Origin of the sequence: Ferrimonas senticii DSM 18821 (assembly GCF_000422665.1) — a bacterium.
GTDB classification, from domain to species: domain Bacteria; phylum Pseudomonadota; class Gammaproteobacteria; order Enterobacterales; family Shewanellaceae; genus Ferrimonas; species Ferrimonas senticii.
Window position 1 is genome coordinate 416,825 of the sequence record NZ_KE383898.1, and the last position, 18,134, is coordinate 434,958.

Sequence of the window (18,134 nt, forward strand, 5' to 3'; positions counted from 1 at the left end):
TCGATAAAAGTTGATAGATAAAGTTAATATCTATCCGATATTCGGATACTTTGTTTGGCTTAGCTTAATTTCAGAGAGAACTAATGAACTGGACCTTGGATCAGCTGGAAGCCTTTGTCTGTGCTGCTCGCACCGGCTCGTTTTCGGCGGCGGCGCGGCAGCTGGGTAAAGCGCAATCGCGAGTCAGTACCGCGGTGGCCAACTTAGAGGCCGATTTTGGGGTTGAGCTGTTTGATCGCAGCAAGCGCTCGCCAAGGTTGACGGTGGTGGGGGAGCAGCTACTGAATGATGCCGAAGTGGTGTTGCTGCATTGTCGCCAGCTTAATAATAAAGCGCTGCAAGCGGCCCAGGGCGAACCGTTGGCACTGCGGTTAGCGGTCGATGAAGCGGTGTCGCTTGACGGTTTTCATTCGGTCATCAACCAGATTGGCGTGCAATTTCCGCAGCTGCGGCTAACCCTCACCAGCGGTTCTCGGGACGATGTTGGCCGGGCCATTGCCGCCGGCCAAGCCGAACTTGGGGTGATGTTCCGTCAGCCGCAACTGCCTGCTAACGTCGACTTTGAACTGATTGGTCACATCGAGCGGGTGTTGATCGTCGGCTGTGATCATCCGCTGGCGGGGCGCGAGCGGGTCAGTCTGGTGGAGCTGCGGCAGGATAAACAGTTGCTGATCTGCGACCGCGACGGCGTTGGTGGCGACCAACCGTTTGGTAGCAACTATTGGTTCATGGACAGTTACTACGTCATTGGCGATCTGGTATCACGCAATCAGGGGTGGGCGATCATGCCCGAGCACATCGTTAATGGTGGTTGGTTCATCGATGAGGTGAAAGTACTTCGCTGTGATGAATTGCATGAACAGTTACAGATGGGAATTGTGCGCCGCCACGATAGTGTTAGCAGCGTTACCGTGGATTGGCTGACCGATCAGCTTAAACAACAACTTGGGGTGAAACGTTAACTGGCTCAAGCTGCGGTTGTTGATTTTTGCGTCAGTGACAGCAACTGGATAACCTTAGTGCAAGTTTGTCACAAGGATTTGACCACCATGACGCTGATTACCGTGGACTACCAAGGGGCGGATGCCGCCGCGCAGTTTGTTGAGTCATTACATCAGACCGGCTTTGCGGTGCTGCGCAACCATCCGATCTCTGAAGCGTTGGTTGAGCGCATCTATCAACAGTGGGGGCGTTTTTTTGTCGGAGAAGAGAAACATCAGTTTCGCTTTGATCCGCGCCATCAAGATGGCTTTTTCTCAACCGAGTTAGCGGAAAGCGCCAAAGGCCAGACGCTGCGGGATCTGAAAGAGTATTTTCACTTCTATCCGTGGGGCCAATGCCCGCAATCGCTGCGCAACGATCTACTTAGCTACCACGCCCAAGCCAACGCCTTAGCTAGCGAACTGCTGACCTGGGTACAGCGCTTTGGCCCAGCGGCGTTGACCGAGGGTTACAGCGAGCCGTTGCCGTGCATGATCCGTGGCTCGCAGCAAACTTTGCTGCGGGTTTTGCACTATCCGCCGCTGCGTGGTGATGAACCTGTTGGTGCCATTCGTGCCGCCGCCCATGAAGACATAAACCTGCTGACGATTTTACCTGCGGCCAATGCCCGCGGGCTGGAGATCGAAACCGCCGAAGGCTGGCAAGCGGTACCGGCGGATTTTGGCCACTTGGTGGTTAACGTCGGTGATATGTTGCAAGAAGCCTCTGGCGGTTATTTCCCATCGACCACCCATCGAGTGGTTAACCCCGATGACAACAGCAATGGCTCGCGGATCTCGCTGCCGCTGTTTTTACACCCACGCCCCGAGGTGGTGCTGTCGCCGCGTTATACCGCCGGCAGTTACTTGAGTGAGCGCTTGCAGCAATTGGGTGTGCTGTAACCGAACATCAAATTCCATAGTGTTGAGTTAACGGATTGGTAACGGCCACCTATGCGGTGGCCGTTTTGTTGTGCGCAATATTGATGATCCCGCAACCGCGTCGTAGCCGACTAAAATTGTCATGGTTCACACGGAGGTGATAATGCGAACTCGTCGGCTGACCATAAAGTTGTTTGCGGCCATTACGGTGGTCTTTTCGGTGTTGGTGGCGCTGCTACTGTATTGGAACATTCAGGATCAACTGGTGCATCAACAGATCCTAGCCAAGCAGTTGTTGGCGGATCGCGCCGCCGGGCTTATCGTCCAAGCGGACGAACCGGCACTGAATGATGACGCCATCAAGCAATTGCTTAGCCAACATCCGAATGTCACTTATGGGGTGTTCACCCTCGGCGGGTTTAAAAACGCCTACCGCTATCAAGCCGACGCCAGCGCCAGCGGCTGTACACCGCCCTATCCGCAAATGCCTTACGATCCGCTCAATGGCTGCTTGATAAGCGACGGCTCGGTGACCGTTGGCAAGGCGCAGCTGTATTACTCGCTCAGTTACGACGTCAGTGCGACTCAGCAGGCGGTGTTAATGCGTTTAGCGGTCATTGTTGGCTTGCTGTTTTGCGGATTTATCGGCATCTACTTCTATGCTGGCAGTCTGTTTATTCGGCCACTGTCGCTGATTTTAAGCCGCTTGGATGAGATCGGCACCGGCGAGGCCAAATTCGCCCAACCGCTGACCTTAAACAGCGAACTGCGGGAGTTGGCTGAGGCGTTGCAACAGACCGATCAGAAACTGAAACAAAACCATGAACAGGATGAGCAACTCAATGCCCGCTTGCGCAAAGCGCTATTGGCTCGCAGTGAGTTTATGGCCAACGCCAGTCATGAGATCCGCACCCCAATCAATGCCATTATCGGCTTTGTCGATGTCATGACCGGCGAGGATGAAGACTATCCCGACGAGGTCAAAGTGAATCTGAATCAGATTGCTGAGGCCTCATATGCGTTGCTGAAGATCGTCGATGAGGTGCTGGATTTCTCTAAGCTTGATTCCAGCAATATGAAACTGGAACAGCGTGACTTTGCGCTGCAGGAGAGCTTCAGTAAACGAGTTGCCGGTTTCTCTGGGCAAGCGCAGGCCAATGGTGTTCAGTTAAGCACTGAAATTGACGAGCGGCTGCCGCAATACGTCAAAGGCGATGAAGGGCGCATCGGCCAAATCATCAATAACCTGCTAAGCAATGCCATCAAGTTCAGTGCCAACGGCAAAGTTACCGCACGACTTATCCTGACCGATCAGCATCGTGATGGCTCGACGGTACGGCTAGAGGTGGAAGACACCGGCATCGGTATTGCCACCAATGCGTTAGGTTCGATTTTCGATGCCTATTCGCAGGCGGACACCTCGGTTACCCGGCAATATGGTGGTACCGGTTTGGGGTTGGCGATCTGCAAAAAACTGGCGGATTTGATGGAAGCCAAACTGTCGGTGACGTCGCGGTTGGGGCAAGGTAGCTGCTTCAGTTTAGAGCTGCCATTAGGGGTTGGTGCACCACCTAAACCCAAAGCGCCACCAGCACGAGTGCAGCAAGCGCCGAAGCTGCGCAAAATTCACATCACGGCGGCGGCACAGAACACGCCGGTACAGCCGGCCAGCACCATGCCGACCCCAGAGCAACAGTTGGCGGCGATCATCGCCGGTGAGTCGGCACCGCCCACGGCAGCGCAGCAACCGGCCACACCACCAGCTACTGCGCCTGCGGCCAATTTACCGCTGTCGAACATGGCGGTGATGTTAGTGGAGGACAACAAAAGCAATATTGCGGTGATGAAGGTGTTCCTCAACAAACTGGGCGCTGGTGACGCCACCATTTGTGAAAATGGCAAAGAGGCGGTTGATGCCTGTGAAGAGAAGATCTACGAGCTGATCTTAATGGATTGCCAGATGCCGGTGATGGACGGGTTTACCGCCACCAAGATGATCCGCGAAGGCCCCAGCAAGAGCGCAGCGATCATCGCCGTCACTGCCAATGTCACCGCCCAAGATGAACAGATGTGCCGCGACGCCGGTATGGATGAGTTTCTTACCAAACCGCTGACATTGGGGGCACTGAAGCAGGGGATAGCGGCGGTCGCCACCGAGCCTGCCTAATGGCGCTAGCCACAACGGACTGATGGGATTTTGTCGGTTGCTACGTCAGCGAATCATCGCGGCTGGCAGCGGCCGCTTGGCCTATGCCACTGCTTTTACGTCAGTTTACTGACTATCACCAATATTGCCGATAACTACGGCGACCAACCTTCGCCAATTTACAACTACCCTTTGCCTTACCACTGGGGTGACAAGGAGTGTCACGAATGTCCCAAGGTGCCTTTGGACGTACCTTAATGCTGGGGCGGCGTTATCTGTTGATGGCGGTGGCCATCAGCTTTTTTACCAGCTTGCTGCTGTTAACGCTGCCGATCTACACCTTGCAGCTGTTTAATCGAGTGATGATCAGTCACAGCGTTGCTTCATTGGTGGCGCTGATGGCCATCGCCCTGTTTTTACTGGCGGTGCAAAGCCTACTGGATTTTTCCCGCAGTCAGTTGCTGCAGCAAACCGGCCACAAGCTTGATCTAGAGCTGACACCACCGTTATTGCTCAGCGCCGTCGATGACAGTGCCCGTCAAGGCAAGGTATCGCGTAAGGGGCTGGCGGATCTGGCCGAGCTAAAGACCTTCTTTTTAAGCCCAGCCTCGGCGGCGGCACTAGAGCTGCCGTGGACGCCGCTGTTTCTGCTGGTGTTGTATCTGTTGCACCCCAGCTTTGCGATGGTGGCGGCACTGGGGGCGACTATCTTGCTGTTGCTTACTGCGCTCACCTATCGCATCTCTCGCACCCTGCTCAATGACGTGGCCAGCAGCGCCAACGAAAGCCAAGAACGACTGACGGATTATTTAAAGCGCAGCCACATCATCAAATCGATGGGGATGGGGCCGAGTCTGAGTCTGCTGTGGCGCGATCGTAATGGCCAACAGGTGGCCGACAACTGGCAACTTTCGAGCCGGATGAGCGTCCTTGCGGGGATCAGCCGTGCTATCCGCCAAAGCATTCAGATCCTGCTGTTGGCGCTTGGGGTGTATTTGGTGATGCAGCAACAGGTGGGACCGGGGGCGGTGATCGCCGCCTCAATGCTCAGCGGGCGGTTCTTTGCCCCAATCGAACCGGCGCTGACTCAATGGCGCCATTGGCAGGGGGTCTATCAAGCCTATCGTCGCTTGGCCGAATATGGCGCGGCGGTGGATGCGCAAGAGGGTAAGTTGCCGTTGCAGCGGCCAAGCGGCGAGTTGTTGGTCAATAACGTTTCCTACATCCCCGCTGGGCAAAAGCTACCACTACTGAAACAGATCGGTTTTCGTCTAAGCAGTGGCAAATCGCTGGCGATATTGGGCGGCAGCGGCGAGGGCAAATCAACCCTGCTGCATCTGCTGCTGGGGATGGACAAGCCCAGCGCGGGCGAGATACGCATCGATGGCGCCTCGCTAAATCAATGGGAAAGCGAAACGCTGGGGCAATACATCGGTTATCTGCCGCAAGAGATCGAACTTATCAACGGCACCGTGGCGCAAAACATCGGCCGTTTCGGCGAAGCCAATGATGAGTTGATCCTGTTGGCGGCGCAATTGGCCGGTGTCCATGAACTGGTGACGCAGCTGCCGCAAGGTTATGAGACTCGCATTGGCGATGCCGGCATGCAGCTCTCGGCCGGGCAGCGGCAACGGATTGCGTTGGCGCGGGCGCTGTACGGTTCGCCGCAGTTGCTGGTGCTGGATGAGCCGGCCGCCAATCTGGATCCCGCCGGGGAACGCGCCCTGATCGACGCCTTAAGCCACTGTCGCCGGGTTGGCATTACCGTGGTGATGGTTACCCATGCGCCGCAACTGTTGGCGCAGGTGGATTGGGTACTGGCCTTAAAAAACGGTGCCATTGCCCAGGCCGGGCCTAAAGAACAGGTGCTGGCGGCCAAGCCAGCTGCGGCGACAGCAACTGCGGTCAGCGCCACCAGCAGCAACGTTCAGGGAGAACTGTTATGAACGACGCGTTCGCGATCTCACCCTCACGCTGGGTCAAACGGGCGTGGGCGGTGGTGTTGATTGGGGTGGTTGGCTTTGGTCTTTGGGCGGCGTTGATGCCGCTGCAAGCCGGCACTGTGGTTGGCGCCACCTTGGTGGTTGGCAAAGACGCCCAAGTGATCGCCCATCGTGACGGCGGCTGGATTGAAGCGATCCACGTTGAGGATGGCCAGCAAGTGCAAAAGGGCCAGTTGCTGATGGAGATCAGCGACGGTCGCAGCGCTGCCGAATTGCAAAAGTGGCAAGAGCGAGTGTGGCAATTTGCGGCAGAGCGGGCCCGTTTGCAGCAGGCACTTGATCAAAATAAACAAAACCTAATCAGCCAATTACAAGTGCCAGAAGCGATTCGCAGGCAGCACCGGCAGTTGCTGGCACAGCAGTTGCTCCATCAGCAACTGTCGCAGCAAGAGTTGCAGCTAAAACTGGCCAGTCGGCGCAATGAGCAGCAAGCACTGCAAATTAAGCATGACAGCTTGCTGGCTCGCAAAAAACTTGCGGATGAGGAGCTCAAGATCGCCCGCACGCTACAACAGCAAGCCTACCTGGCCAAGATGCAACTGTTGCAGATAGAGCGAGCCAATGCCGAACTGACCGGCGCGATAGGCTCGGCCAAAGCCCAAGTGGCGGCGGTGAATGCTGATATCAGCGCGCTGCAGCGGCAGTTAGAGATGGGCCAAAGCCAATTCGAGGCGCGATTGCTGGCGCGCTTAAACGAGGTGGAGTTGGCGCTGGTGGAAGCCAAGTTATCGCTGAAAAACAGCCAGCATCGCCATAGCGTCGGGATGATCTATGCCATGAACGATGGCGTGATTGCCGGTCTGCGAGCGCAGTCGGTGGCGACCGATCAGATCTGGCCTGGCGAGATTTTGATGCGCTTGGTGCCCGACAAGCCGCAATTGGTGGTGGAGGGGGTGCTACCGCTGACCGAGATCGACAACGTCTGGGCAGGGCTGACCACCAAGGTGCATCTGCGGGCATTGGATGGTGGCCATATTGCGCCAGTCAACGGCGAGGTGGTGCATGTCGATGCCGATCCAACGCAGTTCGGCGATGAGCAGGGTTATCGCTTTAGGGTCGAGATCCCGCCATCACAACTTAGCGGCCTAGCGCAGCAGCGCTTGGCACCGGGGATGCCAGTGGACGTGTTTATCCAACTGCGCACCTCAACCTTATTGCGGTATTTACTGGATCCGGTGCTGATTCACGCTAACCGGGCCCTACGAGAAAGTTAACCATTGGGGAGTAGACAACATGGCTAATTCAGAGCAAAACAACGGCAACGTAGGGACCGACGAAGCGACGGTACAAGATGACGTACTGGTTGGTACCAGTGACGTTGACGCGATTGATGGTTATGACGGCGACGACGTGATCAGTGGCGCTGGCGGTGATGATTACCTAGTTGGTAACGACGGCAGCGATGCCATCGGCGGTGGCAGCGGCGATGACGTGATTTTGGGTGATGGCGGCAAAGATCCCGATGCCGAGCCAGAGCAACCAGAGGATCCCAGTGATGGCTGGTCTGCCAATGACAATTTGGCGGATTTTAGTGGCGAGCAAGCTCCGGGACGTTACGAGGTTGGTCAGCAGTTTGCCACGCGGATCGAGATCCCAGATGGTGGCAATGCCTTCAGCATGAAGCTGGATATCGATGCCGACGACCAGTCCGAAATTCAGATCACCGTTCGTGATGTTCAAGGCAACGTGGTTTATTCCGGCCCAGCGCTGGTGGTTGGCGAGGATACCGGCATCATCAAGGTCGAGATCGATCCTGAACTGATGCCCGCCGATGGCATCATCAAAGTGGAATTGGATGTGGTCTCAGGCCCGGGTGTCGATATCGATTCGCTCAGCATTGATGGCGCCGGGATCTGGGATGACACCATTACCGCCGGCGAGGGTAATGACACCGTTTTTGGGATGCAGGGCGATGACAACATCTACGGCGGCCAAGGCGATGATTTTCTTGATGGCGGCGGTAACGACGACCTGCTTAAAGGTGGCGACGGCGACGACAAACTGTTTGGCGGTCAAGGCGACGACGTGCTGCGCGGTAACAGTGGCAGCGATGAACTGTTAGGTGGTGATGGTGCCGACCAACTGCATGGCGGTCAGGGCGATGATCTGCTGATGGGTGAGCTTGGCGACGACAAACTGTATGGCGGCCAAGGCAGCGATACCTTGCTTGGCGATGATGGCGACGATCGCTTACAAGGTGGTGCTGGCGATGATCTACTGGTCGGCGGCAAAGGCCAAGACCAACTGTTTGGCGGCGACGACAACGATGTGCTGTTGGGCGATGAGGGTGACGACAGCTTAAGCGGCGGCAGCGGTGACGACGTGCTGATCGCCGGTGACGGTGCCGATAGCCTTAGTGGCGCAGATGGCAGCGATATCCTGCTTGGCGGTGACGGTAACGATAGCCTCAGCGGCGGTACCGGTGATGATCAATTGTTTGGCGAGGTCGGTGACGACCGCATGGTTGGTGGCGACGGCACTGACTTTATGGTGGGCGGCCTTGGCGATGATTCGATGCAGGGTGATGACGGCAATGACACCCTGCTTGGCAGCGAAGGCGACGACCAGCTCGATGGTGGTGCTGGCGACGATCTGTTGGTGGGGGAAGTGGGACACGACACCATCAGCGGCGGCCTGGGTGCCGATGGCCTCTACGGTGGTGAGGGCAACGACAGCCTTGATGGTGGTGAGGGCGATGACATCCTCACTGGCGATGAGGGCGATGACATTCTGGTTGGCGGCGCGGGCTCGGATCAACTGTTTGGTGGCGTTGGCGATGACGTACTTAGCGGCGGTGAAGGTGACAATCAACTGCACGCCAACGAAGGCAACGACACCATCAGCGCCGGCAGTGGTAACGATCAGGTCTTTGCTGGCAGCGGCGATGACCGCATCGATGTCAGTGACGGAGATAACTTGGTGTACGCCGGTGAGGGCCACGACAGCGTGCTGACCGGCAGCGGCGCCGACATCATCTTTGCCGAAAGCGGCGACGATCTGATCGACTCTGGTGCCGGTAACGATGAGATCTTCGCCGGTGAAGGCGACGATGTGGTTAACGCCGGTGACGGGGATAACGTCATCTTCGGTAACCAAGGCAACGACACCATCAGCGCCGGCGAGGGCAACGACGCCATCTTTGGCGGCGAGGGCGACGATGCGATCAGCAGTGGGGCTGGCAACGATTACATTGAGACCAACGATGGCATCGATAACATCGACGCTGGCGCCGGTGATGACACTGTGTTTGCCGGCGAGGGTGACGACATCATCGTTGCTGGCGCCGGTAATGACACGGTGTTTGCCGAAGCGGGGGATGATCTTATTACCCTTGGCGAGGGCAACGATTTTGCCGATGGTGGCGACGGCAATGACACCCTCAGTGGCGGCGTTGGTGATGATGTGTTGCTGGGTGGTGCTGGCGACGATCAACTCGATGGCGGCGAGGGCGAGGACACGCTGGTTGGTGGTGCCGGCAATGACACCTTGATTGGCGGCGACGAGCGCAGCAACCTTCATGGCGGCGATGGCGATGACACCATCATCGGTGGTGGCAGTGACGATCTGATCTCTGGCGGCGCTGGTGCTGACACCATTGAAGCGGGCGAGGGTGACAATGAGATCTACGCCGGTGGCGGCGATGATCAGGTAACTACTGGCAGTGGCGCCGATCTCATCTACGCCGCCGGCGGCAGCAATCAGATCGATTCTGGTGCCGGTGATGACACCATCTTCGGCGGCCAAGACGACGATAACATCAGCGCTGGCAGTGGCGACGATGTGGTTGCCGCAGGCATGGGCGACGATGTGATTGATGCCGGCAGCGGCAACGACAGTGTTGATGCTGGCGCTGGCGATGACCAGTTGTTTGGTCGCGAAGGCGACGATCTGCTGATGGGCGGTGGTGGTGACGATCACCTTGAAGGGGGCGTAGGTGACGACATTTTAGTCGGTGGCAGTGGCGATGATTTGCTGTTGGGCGGTGAAGGCATCGATGTTCTCGATGGCGGTGCCGGTGCCGATACCTTGTATGGCGGCGAAGAGGGCGGCGAACTGCATGGCGGCAGTGGCGACGATTTGATCACCGGTGGTGCCGGGGTCGACATTATCTCCGGTGGTGACGGCGCCGACACCATTGATGCTGGTGCCAGCAACGATGAGATTGACGCCGGTGACGGCGATGACCAAGTGCTCGGCGGTTTGGGCGATGATCTGATCTTTGCCTCTGGCGGCAGCAACCAGCTAAGCGGCGGCGAGGGCGATGACATCATCTCTGGCGGCAGTGGCAAAGACATCATCAGCGGCGGCAGCGGCAACGATGCCTTAAGCGGCAATGCCGGTAACGACCACCTCAGTGCAGGCAGCGGCGATGATCTGCTCGAAGGCGGCGGCAACGATGATGTGCTCAAAGGCGAAGCGGGTAACGACAGCTTGTTTGGCGATGGCGGCGACGACATCCTCGAAGGTGGTTTAGGCGACGATTATCTGGCTGGCGGTGCCGGCAATGACCAACTGCTCGGCGGTGAGGGCGTCGACGTGCTTGATGGCGGCAGTGGTGATGACGTGCTCTACGGTGGCGTTGAATCCAGTACCCTAATCGGCGGCGAAGGCGACGATCACCTGATTGGTGCTGATAATGGCGATCTGTTGCTTGGCGGCGGTGGTGCCGATCGCATTGAAGCGGGCAGCGGTGCCGATGAAATTCACACCGGCAGCGGTGATGACATCGTTACGGCTGGAGCCGGTGACGATATCATCTTGGCTGAAGATGGCAGCAACCTGATTGACGCTGGCGCCGGCGACGATTATGTCCAGGGCGGGATCGGCGACGACACCATCATCGGTGGTGCTGGCACCGACCAACTGTTTGGTGGCGCCGGTGACGACACCATCACCGATACCGAAGAGCAAGCCGAGATCCACGGCGATGGCGGCGATGACACCATCACCTCGGGCGAGTTTGACGACACCATCTTTGGCGGCGAAGGCAGTGACACCATCAGCACCGCCGGCGGTGATGACACCATCTACGCCGGTGCCGGTAACGACCAAGTGGACGCCGGTAGTGGTGATGACACCATCTACGGCGAAGCGGGCAGTAATGTCTTTAGTGGTGGCGCCGGTAACGACACCCTGTATGGCGGCATCAACAACGATGCCATCGACGGCGGCGTTGGTGACGATAGCCTCTATGGCGGTGACGGTAATGACACTGTTGCTGGGGGGGAGGGCAACGATCAGCTTATCGGTGGTGCCGGTAACGACGGTTTGGACGGTGGCGCTGGTGATGATGTGCTGTTTGGCGAACTCGGCAGCGACACCCTCAGTGGTGGTGCAGGGGCAGATTTCCTTGCTGGCGGTGAGGGCGATGACACCCTTGATGGCGGCGCTGATGACGACCATCTGATCGCCGGTGCCGGTAACGATACGCTGTTGGGTGGCAGTGGCACCGATCTGCTGGAAGGCGGCGACGGCAACGACAGCATCGATGGCGGCGATGGCGATGACAGCATCTTGGCTGGCAGCGGTAATAACGTCATTAGCGGTGGCCTTGGCAGCGACACCATTGAGTCCGGTGCCGGGGACGATGCCATCGATGGTGGTGAAGGCGACGACAGCATTGTCGCTGGCGCAGGCCACAATCTGATCACCGGTGGTGCTGGCGCGGATATTATCGAAGCGGGCGGTGGGGATGATCAAATTGACGCTGGTGCAGACAACGATACGGTAGTCGTCAGCGGCGGCAATAACGTCATCTTGGGCGGCGCCGGTGATGACAGCATCAACACTGGCAGTGGTCACGACGTTATCGACGGCGGCGACGGTAACGACACCATCGTTGCCAGCGGCGGTAATAATCAGATCGACGGCGGTGTTGGCGACGACCAGATCAGCACTGGTGCCGGTAACGACGTTATCGAAGGTGGTGATGGCAACGACAGCATCAGTGCAGGTGGTGGCAGCGATAAGATTTTTGGTGGCCTTGGTAAAGACAGCATCGACGGCGGTGCCGGCAGTGATGAGCTGTACGGCGGCGATGGCGATGACAGCTTGCGTGGTGGCGATGATAACGACTTACTGCAAGGTGGCAGCGGCAACGACAGCCTCTACGGCGACGATGGTGACGATCTGCTGCAAGGCGGTGAGGGCAATGACAAGCTCTACGGCGGCAGCGGTAACGACCAACTGCAGGGTGAAGCTGGCAACGACACCCTCGATGGTGGCAGCGGCAACGACATCCTGCTTGGTGGTGACGGTAATGACACCCTTAAGGGCGGCAACAACGACGATCAGTTAGTTGGCGGCGACGGCGACGACAAACTGTATGGCCAAAGCGGTGCCGATCATCTTGCTGGTGAGGCCGGTGCCGATAAGCTCTACGGCGGCAGCGGTGACGATCTGTTGCAGGGCGGCGAAGGCGATGATCTGCTCGACGGTGGCAACAATGACGATACCTTGCTGGGTGAGCTTGGCGATGACAACCTTAAAGGCGGCAGTGGCAATGACCAACTGTTCGGTGGCGTTGGCGATGACAGCCTAGATGGCGGCAGTGGTGTCGATCAGCTGTACGGTGGTGAGGGCAGTGACCGCATCGTATTTGATAGCAATGACAGCTTCATCAGCGGTGGCAGCGGTTTTGATGTGTTAACCGCCGGCCCACAAGGGGATGGCATCATTGATATGACCGGCGGTGCCACCAGCGGCATTGAGGCGTTGATCATTGACGATGGCGTTGACGCCACCACAGTGAAGATCTCGCTGGAGCAGATCCTCAATGAAAGTGATGGTGATGGTTTGTTGCTCAATGGCAACGACAGCGATGCCATGGAAGATGTGTTCCTGCTGTTGGGCGCGGAAGAGGTGAACCTTGAGGGCGGTGGTTGGAACTATGCCAATGAACTGGATGCCAGCAGCATTGATGCCGACTTGGCGGCACGTTATCAGGCCGAAGGGGTTGATGTTGATGCCTTGCAGGGCTACCAGTTTGTTAATGGTGCCGGCGAAACTGTGACTATCTGGACCGACTCAGAGTTAACTGACGTCAATCTTAATCAAGTTGCGTTAGTGCCAGAGGAGGATCAAAGTGGCGGCCTGTAAACGCGATTAAACCCTGATCGTTAGTGGTCTAAGTACCAGCGGCGTCGCAGCAATGCGGCGCCGCTTTATTTGTTGCTGCCGCAGTTGCCATCACGGGCGGCGATGCAGCGATTGCGCCCGGCAAATTTGGCTTGGTAGAGGGCGCTGTCGGCGCAGGTGATCAAGCTGTCGATATCTTGCTGATGGCGGATCTGGGCGTAACCGCCACTGATGGTCAGTTGTGTAAGCCCACTGATCTGCATCGTGGCGACATCTTGCCGTAGTCGCTCAAGTACGATTTCAGCCTCCTGCAAACTGGTGTGCGGCATCAGCAATAAAAACTCTTCACCGCCGTAACGGGCGCACAGATCATTTTGGCGCAGATGACGCAGGAATAGTTCGGCCAAGGCAGTAAGTACCTGATCGCCCTGGCTGTGGCCAAATTGATCATTGATGTTTTTGAAGTTATCGACATCCACCAGGGCGATGCAAAATGGTTGTTGATGGCGCTGGTAGCGGGCCAACTCTTGGGTTAACTGATGGCGAATATAACGCCGGTTATACAGCCCGGTTAAGGCATCATGATGGGCACTGTGTTCTAACTTCTTTGACAGTTTGTTGCTGCGATTTAGCAGCCACAGCAGCAGTATCACACACAACAGCAGGCTGACGACGATGGTGATGCCGCTGGTCAATTGCCAATTGCGCTTTTGCAACTGTGCTTGTTGCGCTTGATAGCGATAATCCAGCAGCTGCTTTTCGATGGCGTCTTGATTGACTTGGAACTTGGCTTGCATAGCGGCAATTTGATTGTTCAGATCGGTATCAAATGCCTGTTGATTAAGGGCGATCTGCAATTGGGTTAGGGCAATTACTCGGTTTAATTCGCCTTGATTAAGGTAGATCTCCGCCAATACTTTCGCGGTTTTGGCTTGGCCGGTTAGGCTACCGGACTGCAGATACAATCGTTGTGCTGCCTCCGCTTGGGCCAGTGCGGCTTGATAATCTTGCAGCTGGTTGTACCAACTGGCGGCTTTTAAGCGCAGTGCCGCAGCGCCATCGATCTCATTAAACCGATCAAAGATAACCGTGGTGTGCTCGGCCAATTGCAACGCCTGTTGGTAGTGGCCCGCGGCGGCATCGGCGCTGGCGATCAGCACATTGGCGTACGCCACCCCGATCTGGTCATCGACTTGCTGCGCCAACTGTTTTGAACGTTGTGCCCACAGCTTGCTTTGGTCGTACTCTGATTGTGCCTCATGCATGCTGGCGATGTTGTACAGCACTACGGCGGTACTTAGGTGATCGTCGGTTTGTTCAAGCCAGGCTAGTATCTGCAAGTAGCTCTGCTCAGCTTTGTCGTACAACCCCATATATTTGTAGTTATTGGCCATGCTGTTACGCAATTGCATCATCTGTTGCGGCGCATCACGGCCACTTTGATGCAGCAGTTTGATGGCGTGGTTCAAGGCGGTAACTGACGCTTGATATTCGCCCCGATAGCCGTGCAAGTTGGCTTTGGCGCTCAGCAATAATGAGTATTGGTAGGGATAGCGGCTCGGATCAAACTGCGCTTGCAGTTGCTCAAACAGCATCATCGCCGTCTGGGTGCGCCCTTCGCGATCCAAAGCGCTGCCGTAACACGCCCCCAATGCTAGCCAAAAACCGTTGTATGCCAAGCTGTCCAGCATCGGCAGACTGTCCTGATACAGTTGTTCAACATCGGCGTATCGACTTTGATCCAGCAAGGCATTACAGCGAATATCAAGCAGCGTTAGTCGCTGCTCAACGCTAAGCGATGATTGCTCTAGGTAGTGTGCTGTTTGGATCAGGGTTTGGGGTCGATCTTGGTGGCGAAGCTGTTCGAGTTGGTGCAGTTGTTCGGTGGTGATGGCATGCACCGCTGTGGTGGATAATAGCCACAGACTGAGCGCCGCTGGTAGCAGCGCCGCAACACGATGGCTACAGGATGATAAGCGCCAGTACGGAACCGACAGTCGGTTAAGATCCGTTGCTGTAGCCATTGTCATTCCTTTTACAAAGCGTCCTGCATCATGTTAACAAATTGATTTGTAAATCAAAACTGCCCCAGATCATGCCGTTGTTCTAGGGCGTGTTGATGTTTGCTGTTCAGAGTTTGGCCGAGGATAGCGGCTATCAATCGAGGATTGCGATTGAAGGCCCTCTCTTCAGAAATCAAAATCAGGGCTCTACGTCGAAATCGTATGACGAAGAGTGACGGCCGCTAGTCCGGCCCTGCAAGGCGCCTTTCGGTGATTAATGAACGGTCAAATTGACTGAGCAAGTCAAACTTGCCATTAAAAGTGGCAGATGACGGGCGCAAAAATATACGAAAAACGTCAACACGCTCTAATTTTTCAGCGAAAGCGCAGGTTTTCTGCTGGGACAGTCGATAATGCCAGTTCAACAATCTATGTCGCTGTTATCTTTGAAAAGATCAAAACTGGCTGCAAATTCCAGATTGATAATTCGCAAAATCATGCTGATTAAATGTGCTCTGCTGTGATCTTGGTCACAAGGGGGAGCCCGGTAGTTGCGGGCAACTGCGTTACAATTCGCGCCGTCGATTTACCCCAAGGTGACAGCATAATAATGAAATCCGATCTAACCCTATCTCGCGAAGCCACATTGGCTCCCATCAGTGCCATTGCCGCTAAGGCGGGGATCTTAGCCACCGAGCTGGCGCCATTTGGCGACACCAAGGCGAAGGTTAAGTTGTCTGCACTCAAGCGAGTTGCAACCAACCAACAAGGTAAATTGGTGGTGGTGACCGCCATCACTCCGACGCCGCTGGGTGAAGGTAAAACCGTAACCACCATCGGCTTGGCGCAGGGGTTAAATCGGATTGGCGTCAAGGTGATGGCCAACATTCGCCAGCCATCGATGGGGCCGGTATTTGGGATCAAAGGCGGTGCGGCCGGCGGTGGTTACAGCCAAGTGGTGCCGATGGAAGAGTTAAACTTGCACCTAACCGGTGATATTCACGCGGTAGCGGCGGCGCATAACTTGGCGGCCGCGGCGCTGGATGCACGCTTGTTCCATGAAGCCAACTTGGGTGATGGCTTTGAAGCGAAAACCGGTATGGCGCGACTGAACATCGACGCTAACCGCATTAGCTGGCGTCGCAGTGTGGATATGAACGATCGCACTTTGCGGCAGATCACCATCGGCATCAACAACCCCGGTTCTAATGCCAACGGCATTGAGCGTCAGTGTGGGTTCGATATTACCGCCGCCTCGGAACTGATGGCGGTGCTGGCATTGGCCTCGGATTTGGCGGATCTGCGCAAGCGCCTTGGCCAAGTGGTGATGGCGTACAGTGTGGATGGTCAACCGATCACTGCAGAGGACCTTAAAGTCGCCGGTTCCATGGCGGCGATTTTACGTGAAGCGGCGCAGCCAACCTTGATGCAAACCATCGAGGGAGTACCAACCTTGGTGCACGCCGGTCCTTTTGCCAACATCGCTCATGGCAACTCATCAATCATCGCCGATCGTATCGCTTTGGGTCTGGCGGATGTGGTGGTGACCGAAGGTGGCTTTGGCTCCGATATGGGCTTTGAGAAAGCCTGTAACATCAAAGCCCGCGCCGCTGGCAAAACCCCAGATGCGGCGGTGGTGGTTGCTACCCTGCGGGGCCTAAAAGCCAACTCCGGCCTATACGATCTGCGCCCGGGGCAACCTCTGCCGCAGGCGATCTTTGCAGCCGATGCCGCGGCGCTGGAAGCCGGTTTTGCCAACCTTAAATGGCACATCGACAACGTTAAACGCTACGGTATTCCAGCGGTAGTGGCGATCAACCGCTTCCCACAGGATACTGTTGAAGAGCTCAACTGGTTGAAGCAACAAGTGCAAGCGCTTGGTGTTGAAGTGGCGCTGTCGGAAGCCTTTGCCAAAGGCGGTGATGGCGCCACTGAGTTGGCTCGTAAGGTGCAGCAGGCGCTGACTCAACCGAGCCAGTTCCAGTACCTGTATGATGTTGATCAGCCAATCGAACACAAACTGTTGAGCATCGTCGAAGCCGGTTACGGCGGTAAGGGCATCGAGTTAACCGAGCAAGCTCAAGCCGAGCTGCAGCAACTGACCGAACTGGGTTTTGGCCACTTGCCGCTGTGTATGGCTAAATCGCCACTGTCCATCAGTCACGATCCGGCTTTGAAGGGCGCGCCAACCGATTTTGTGGTGCCAATTCGTGAACTGAAACTGTGTGCGGGTGCGGGCTTTATTTACGCTTTGACCGGCAACGTGATGACCATGCCGGGCCTTTCGGAAAAGCCAGCCTTTATGAACATCGATATTGATGCCGACGGCAATATCACCGGCTTGGATGAGTAACCGCTAAAAGCGGGTAAAATTGATATCAAATAAGAGGGTACCTAAAAGGTACTCTCTTTGTTTTATAAGCCGCAGCAACCAACGAGACAACGCGACGATGAATCAAATGTACCAACAATACGCGGCGCAGTACGCTGAAGCGGTAAAAGACAACGATTACAACGCCGAATTTGAACGGCCGACCACCTTAGCGATGCTCGATAACGCCATTGCCGATCTGCATGGCAACAAGGTATTGGATATCGGCTGTGGCTCTGGTGAGTATATTGCCGAGTTACGTGCTCGCGGTGCGACAGTGACGGCGATGGACATATCGGAGCAAATGGTGGACTTAGTGCAACAGCGTTTTGCCGGTGATGCCAAGGTTAGCTGCTATCAAAACGATGCCGCCCAAGGTTTAGCTCAGGAGCAGAGCGGGCAGTACGACCTGATCCTAAGCTCGTTGATGGTTCACTACATTGAGGATCAGCATGCACTGTTTGCCGAATGTGCGCGCGTATTGAAGCCAAACGGCATGCTGTTGATGTCGACCCATAACCCGGTTGCCGACGCCGAACTGTCACCTTCAGGCAATTACTTTAGTCGTGAACTGCTAACTGTTGGGTCCCTGATGAATGGCTTGGTTGCTCCGCATCGAGATTCCTATATTCTCGTGACTGGATAGCCAAGTTCATTCAGCAGCTAAGGACA

At 56.2% G+C, this 18,134-nt stretch carries 9 protein-coding genes; 8 read left to right on the top strand and 1 reads right to left on the bottom strand.

Features of this window, described 5'->3' with window-relative positions:
* The first annotated feature begins 83 nt into the window (after nucleotides 1-83).
* The 6 genes from G506_RS0115015 (at nucleotide 84) to G506_RS19900 (ending at nucleotide 13,109) form a co-directional block, all read left to right on the top strand.
* Nucleotides 84-962, top strand: coding sequence for a LysR family transcriptional regulator (locus tag G506_RS0115015; protein WP_028117581.1), 879 nt, complete (start codon nucleotides 84-86; stop codon nucleotides 960-962).
* Between the two features lie 87 nt (nucleotides 963-1,049).
* On the top strand, nucleotides 1,050-1,883 hold the full coding sequence (locus G506_RS0115020; protein ID WP_028117582.1) for a 2OG-Fe(II) oxygenase family protein: 834 nt from the start codon (nucleotides 1,050-1,052) through the stop codon (nucleotides 1,881-1,883).
* 142 nt (nucleotides 1,884-2,025) lie between these two features.
* Complete coding sequence (locus G506_RS0115025) at nucleotides 2,026-4,029, top strand: ATP-binding protein (protein WP_028117583.1); 2,004 nt, start codon at nucleotides 2,026-2,028, stop codon at nucleotides 4,027-4,029.
* Nucleotides 4,030-4,235: 206 nt separating this feature from the next.
* On the top strand, nucleotides 4,236-5,954 hold the full coding sequence (locus tag G506_RS19895) for a type I secretion system permease/ATPase (RefSeq protein WP_084631475.1): 1,719 nt from the start codon (nucleotides 4,236-4,238) through the stop codon (nucleotides 5,952-5,954).
* Entirely contained in the window at nucleotides 5,951-7,225 is a 1,275-nt protein-coding gene (locus tag G506_RS0115035; RefSeq protein ID WP_028117584.1) for an HlyD family type I secretion periplasmic adaptor subunit, read from the top strand. Before G506_RS19895 ends, G506_RS0115035 begins: the two co-directional genes overlap by 4 nt.
* 19 nt (nucleotides 7,226-7,244) lie before the next feature.
* Entirely contained in the window at nucleotides 7,245-13,109 is a 5,865-nt protein-coding gene (locus tag G506_RS19900) for a calcium-binding protein (protein WP_051202175.1), read from the top strand.
* 65 nt (nucleotides 13,110-13,174) lie between these two features.
* On the opposite strand, the gene G506_RS0115045 is transcribed toward G506_RS19900, so the two are convergent.
* Nucleotides 13,175-15,112, bottom strand: a complete 1,938-nt coding sequence (locus G506_RS0115045; RefSeq protein WP_028117585.1) for a tetratricopeptide repeat-containing diguanylate cyclase — start codon at nucleotides 15,110-15,112, stop codon at nucleotides 13,175-13,177.
* Nucleotides 15,113-15,701: 589 nt separating this feature from the next.
* Here G506_RS0115045 and G506_RS0115060 point away from each other — a divergent pair.
* Together G506_RS0115060 and G506_RS19905 are read left to right on the top strand one after the other, a co-directional pair.
* The gene (locus tag G506_RS0115060; protein WP_028117587.1) at nucleotides 15,702-17,444 is read left to right on the top strand and encodes a formate--tetrahydrofolate ligase; all 1,743 of its coding nucleotides are present in this window, start codon (nucleotides 15,702-15,704) and stop codon (nucleotides 17,442-17,444) included.
* A gap of 97 nt (nucleotides 17,445-17,541) precedes the next feature.
* A complete protein-coding gene (locus G506_RS19905; RefSeq protein WP_084631481.1) occupies nucleotides 17,542-18,108 on the top strand; it encodes a class I SAM-dependent methyltransferase in 567 nt (188 codons plus the stop codon).
* The last annotated feature ends 26 nt before the right edge of the window (nucleotides 18,109-18,134 follow it).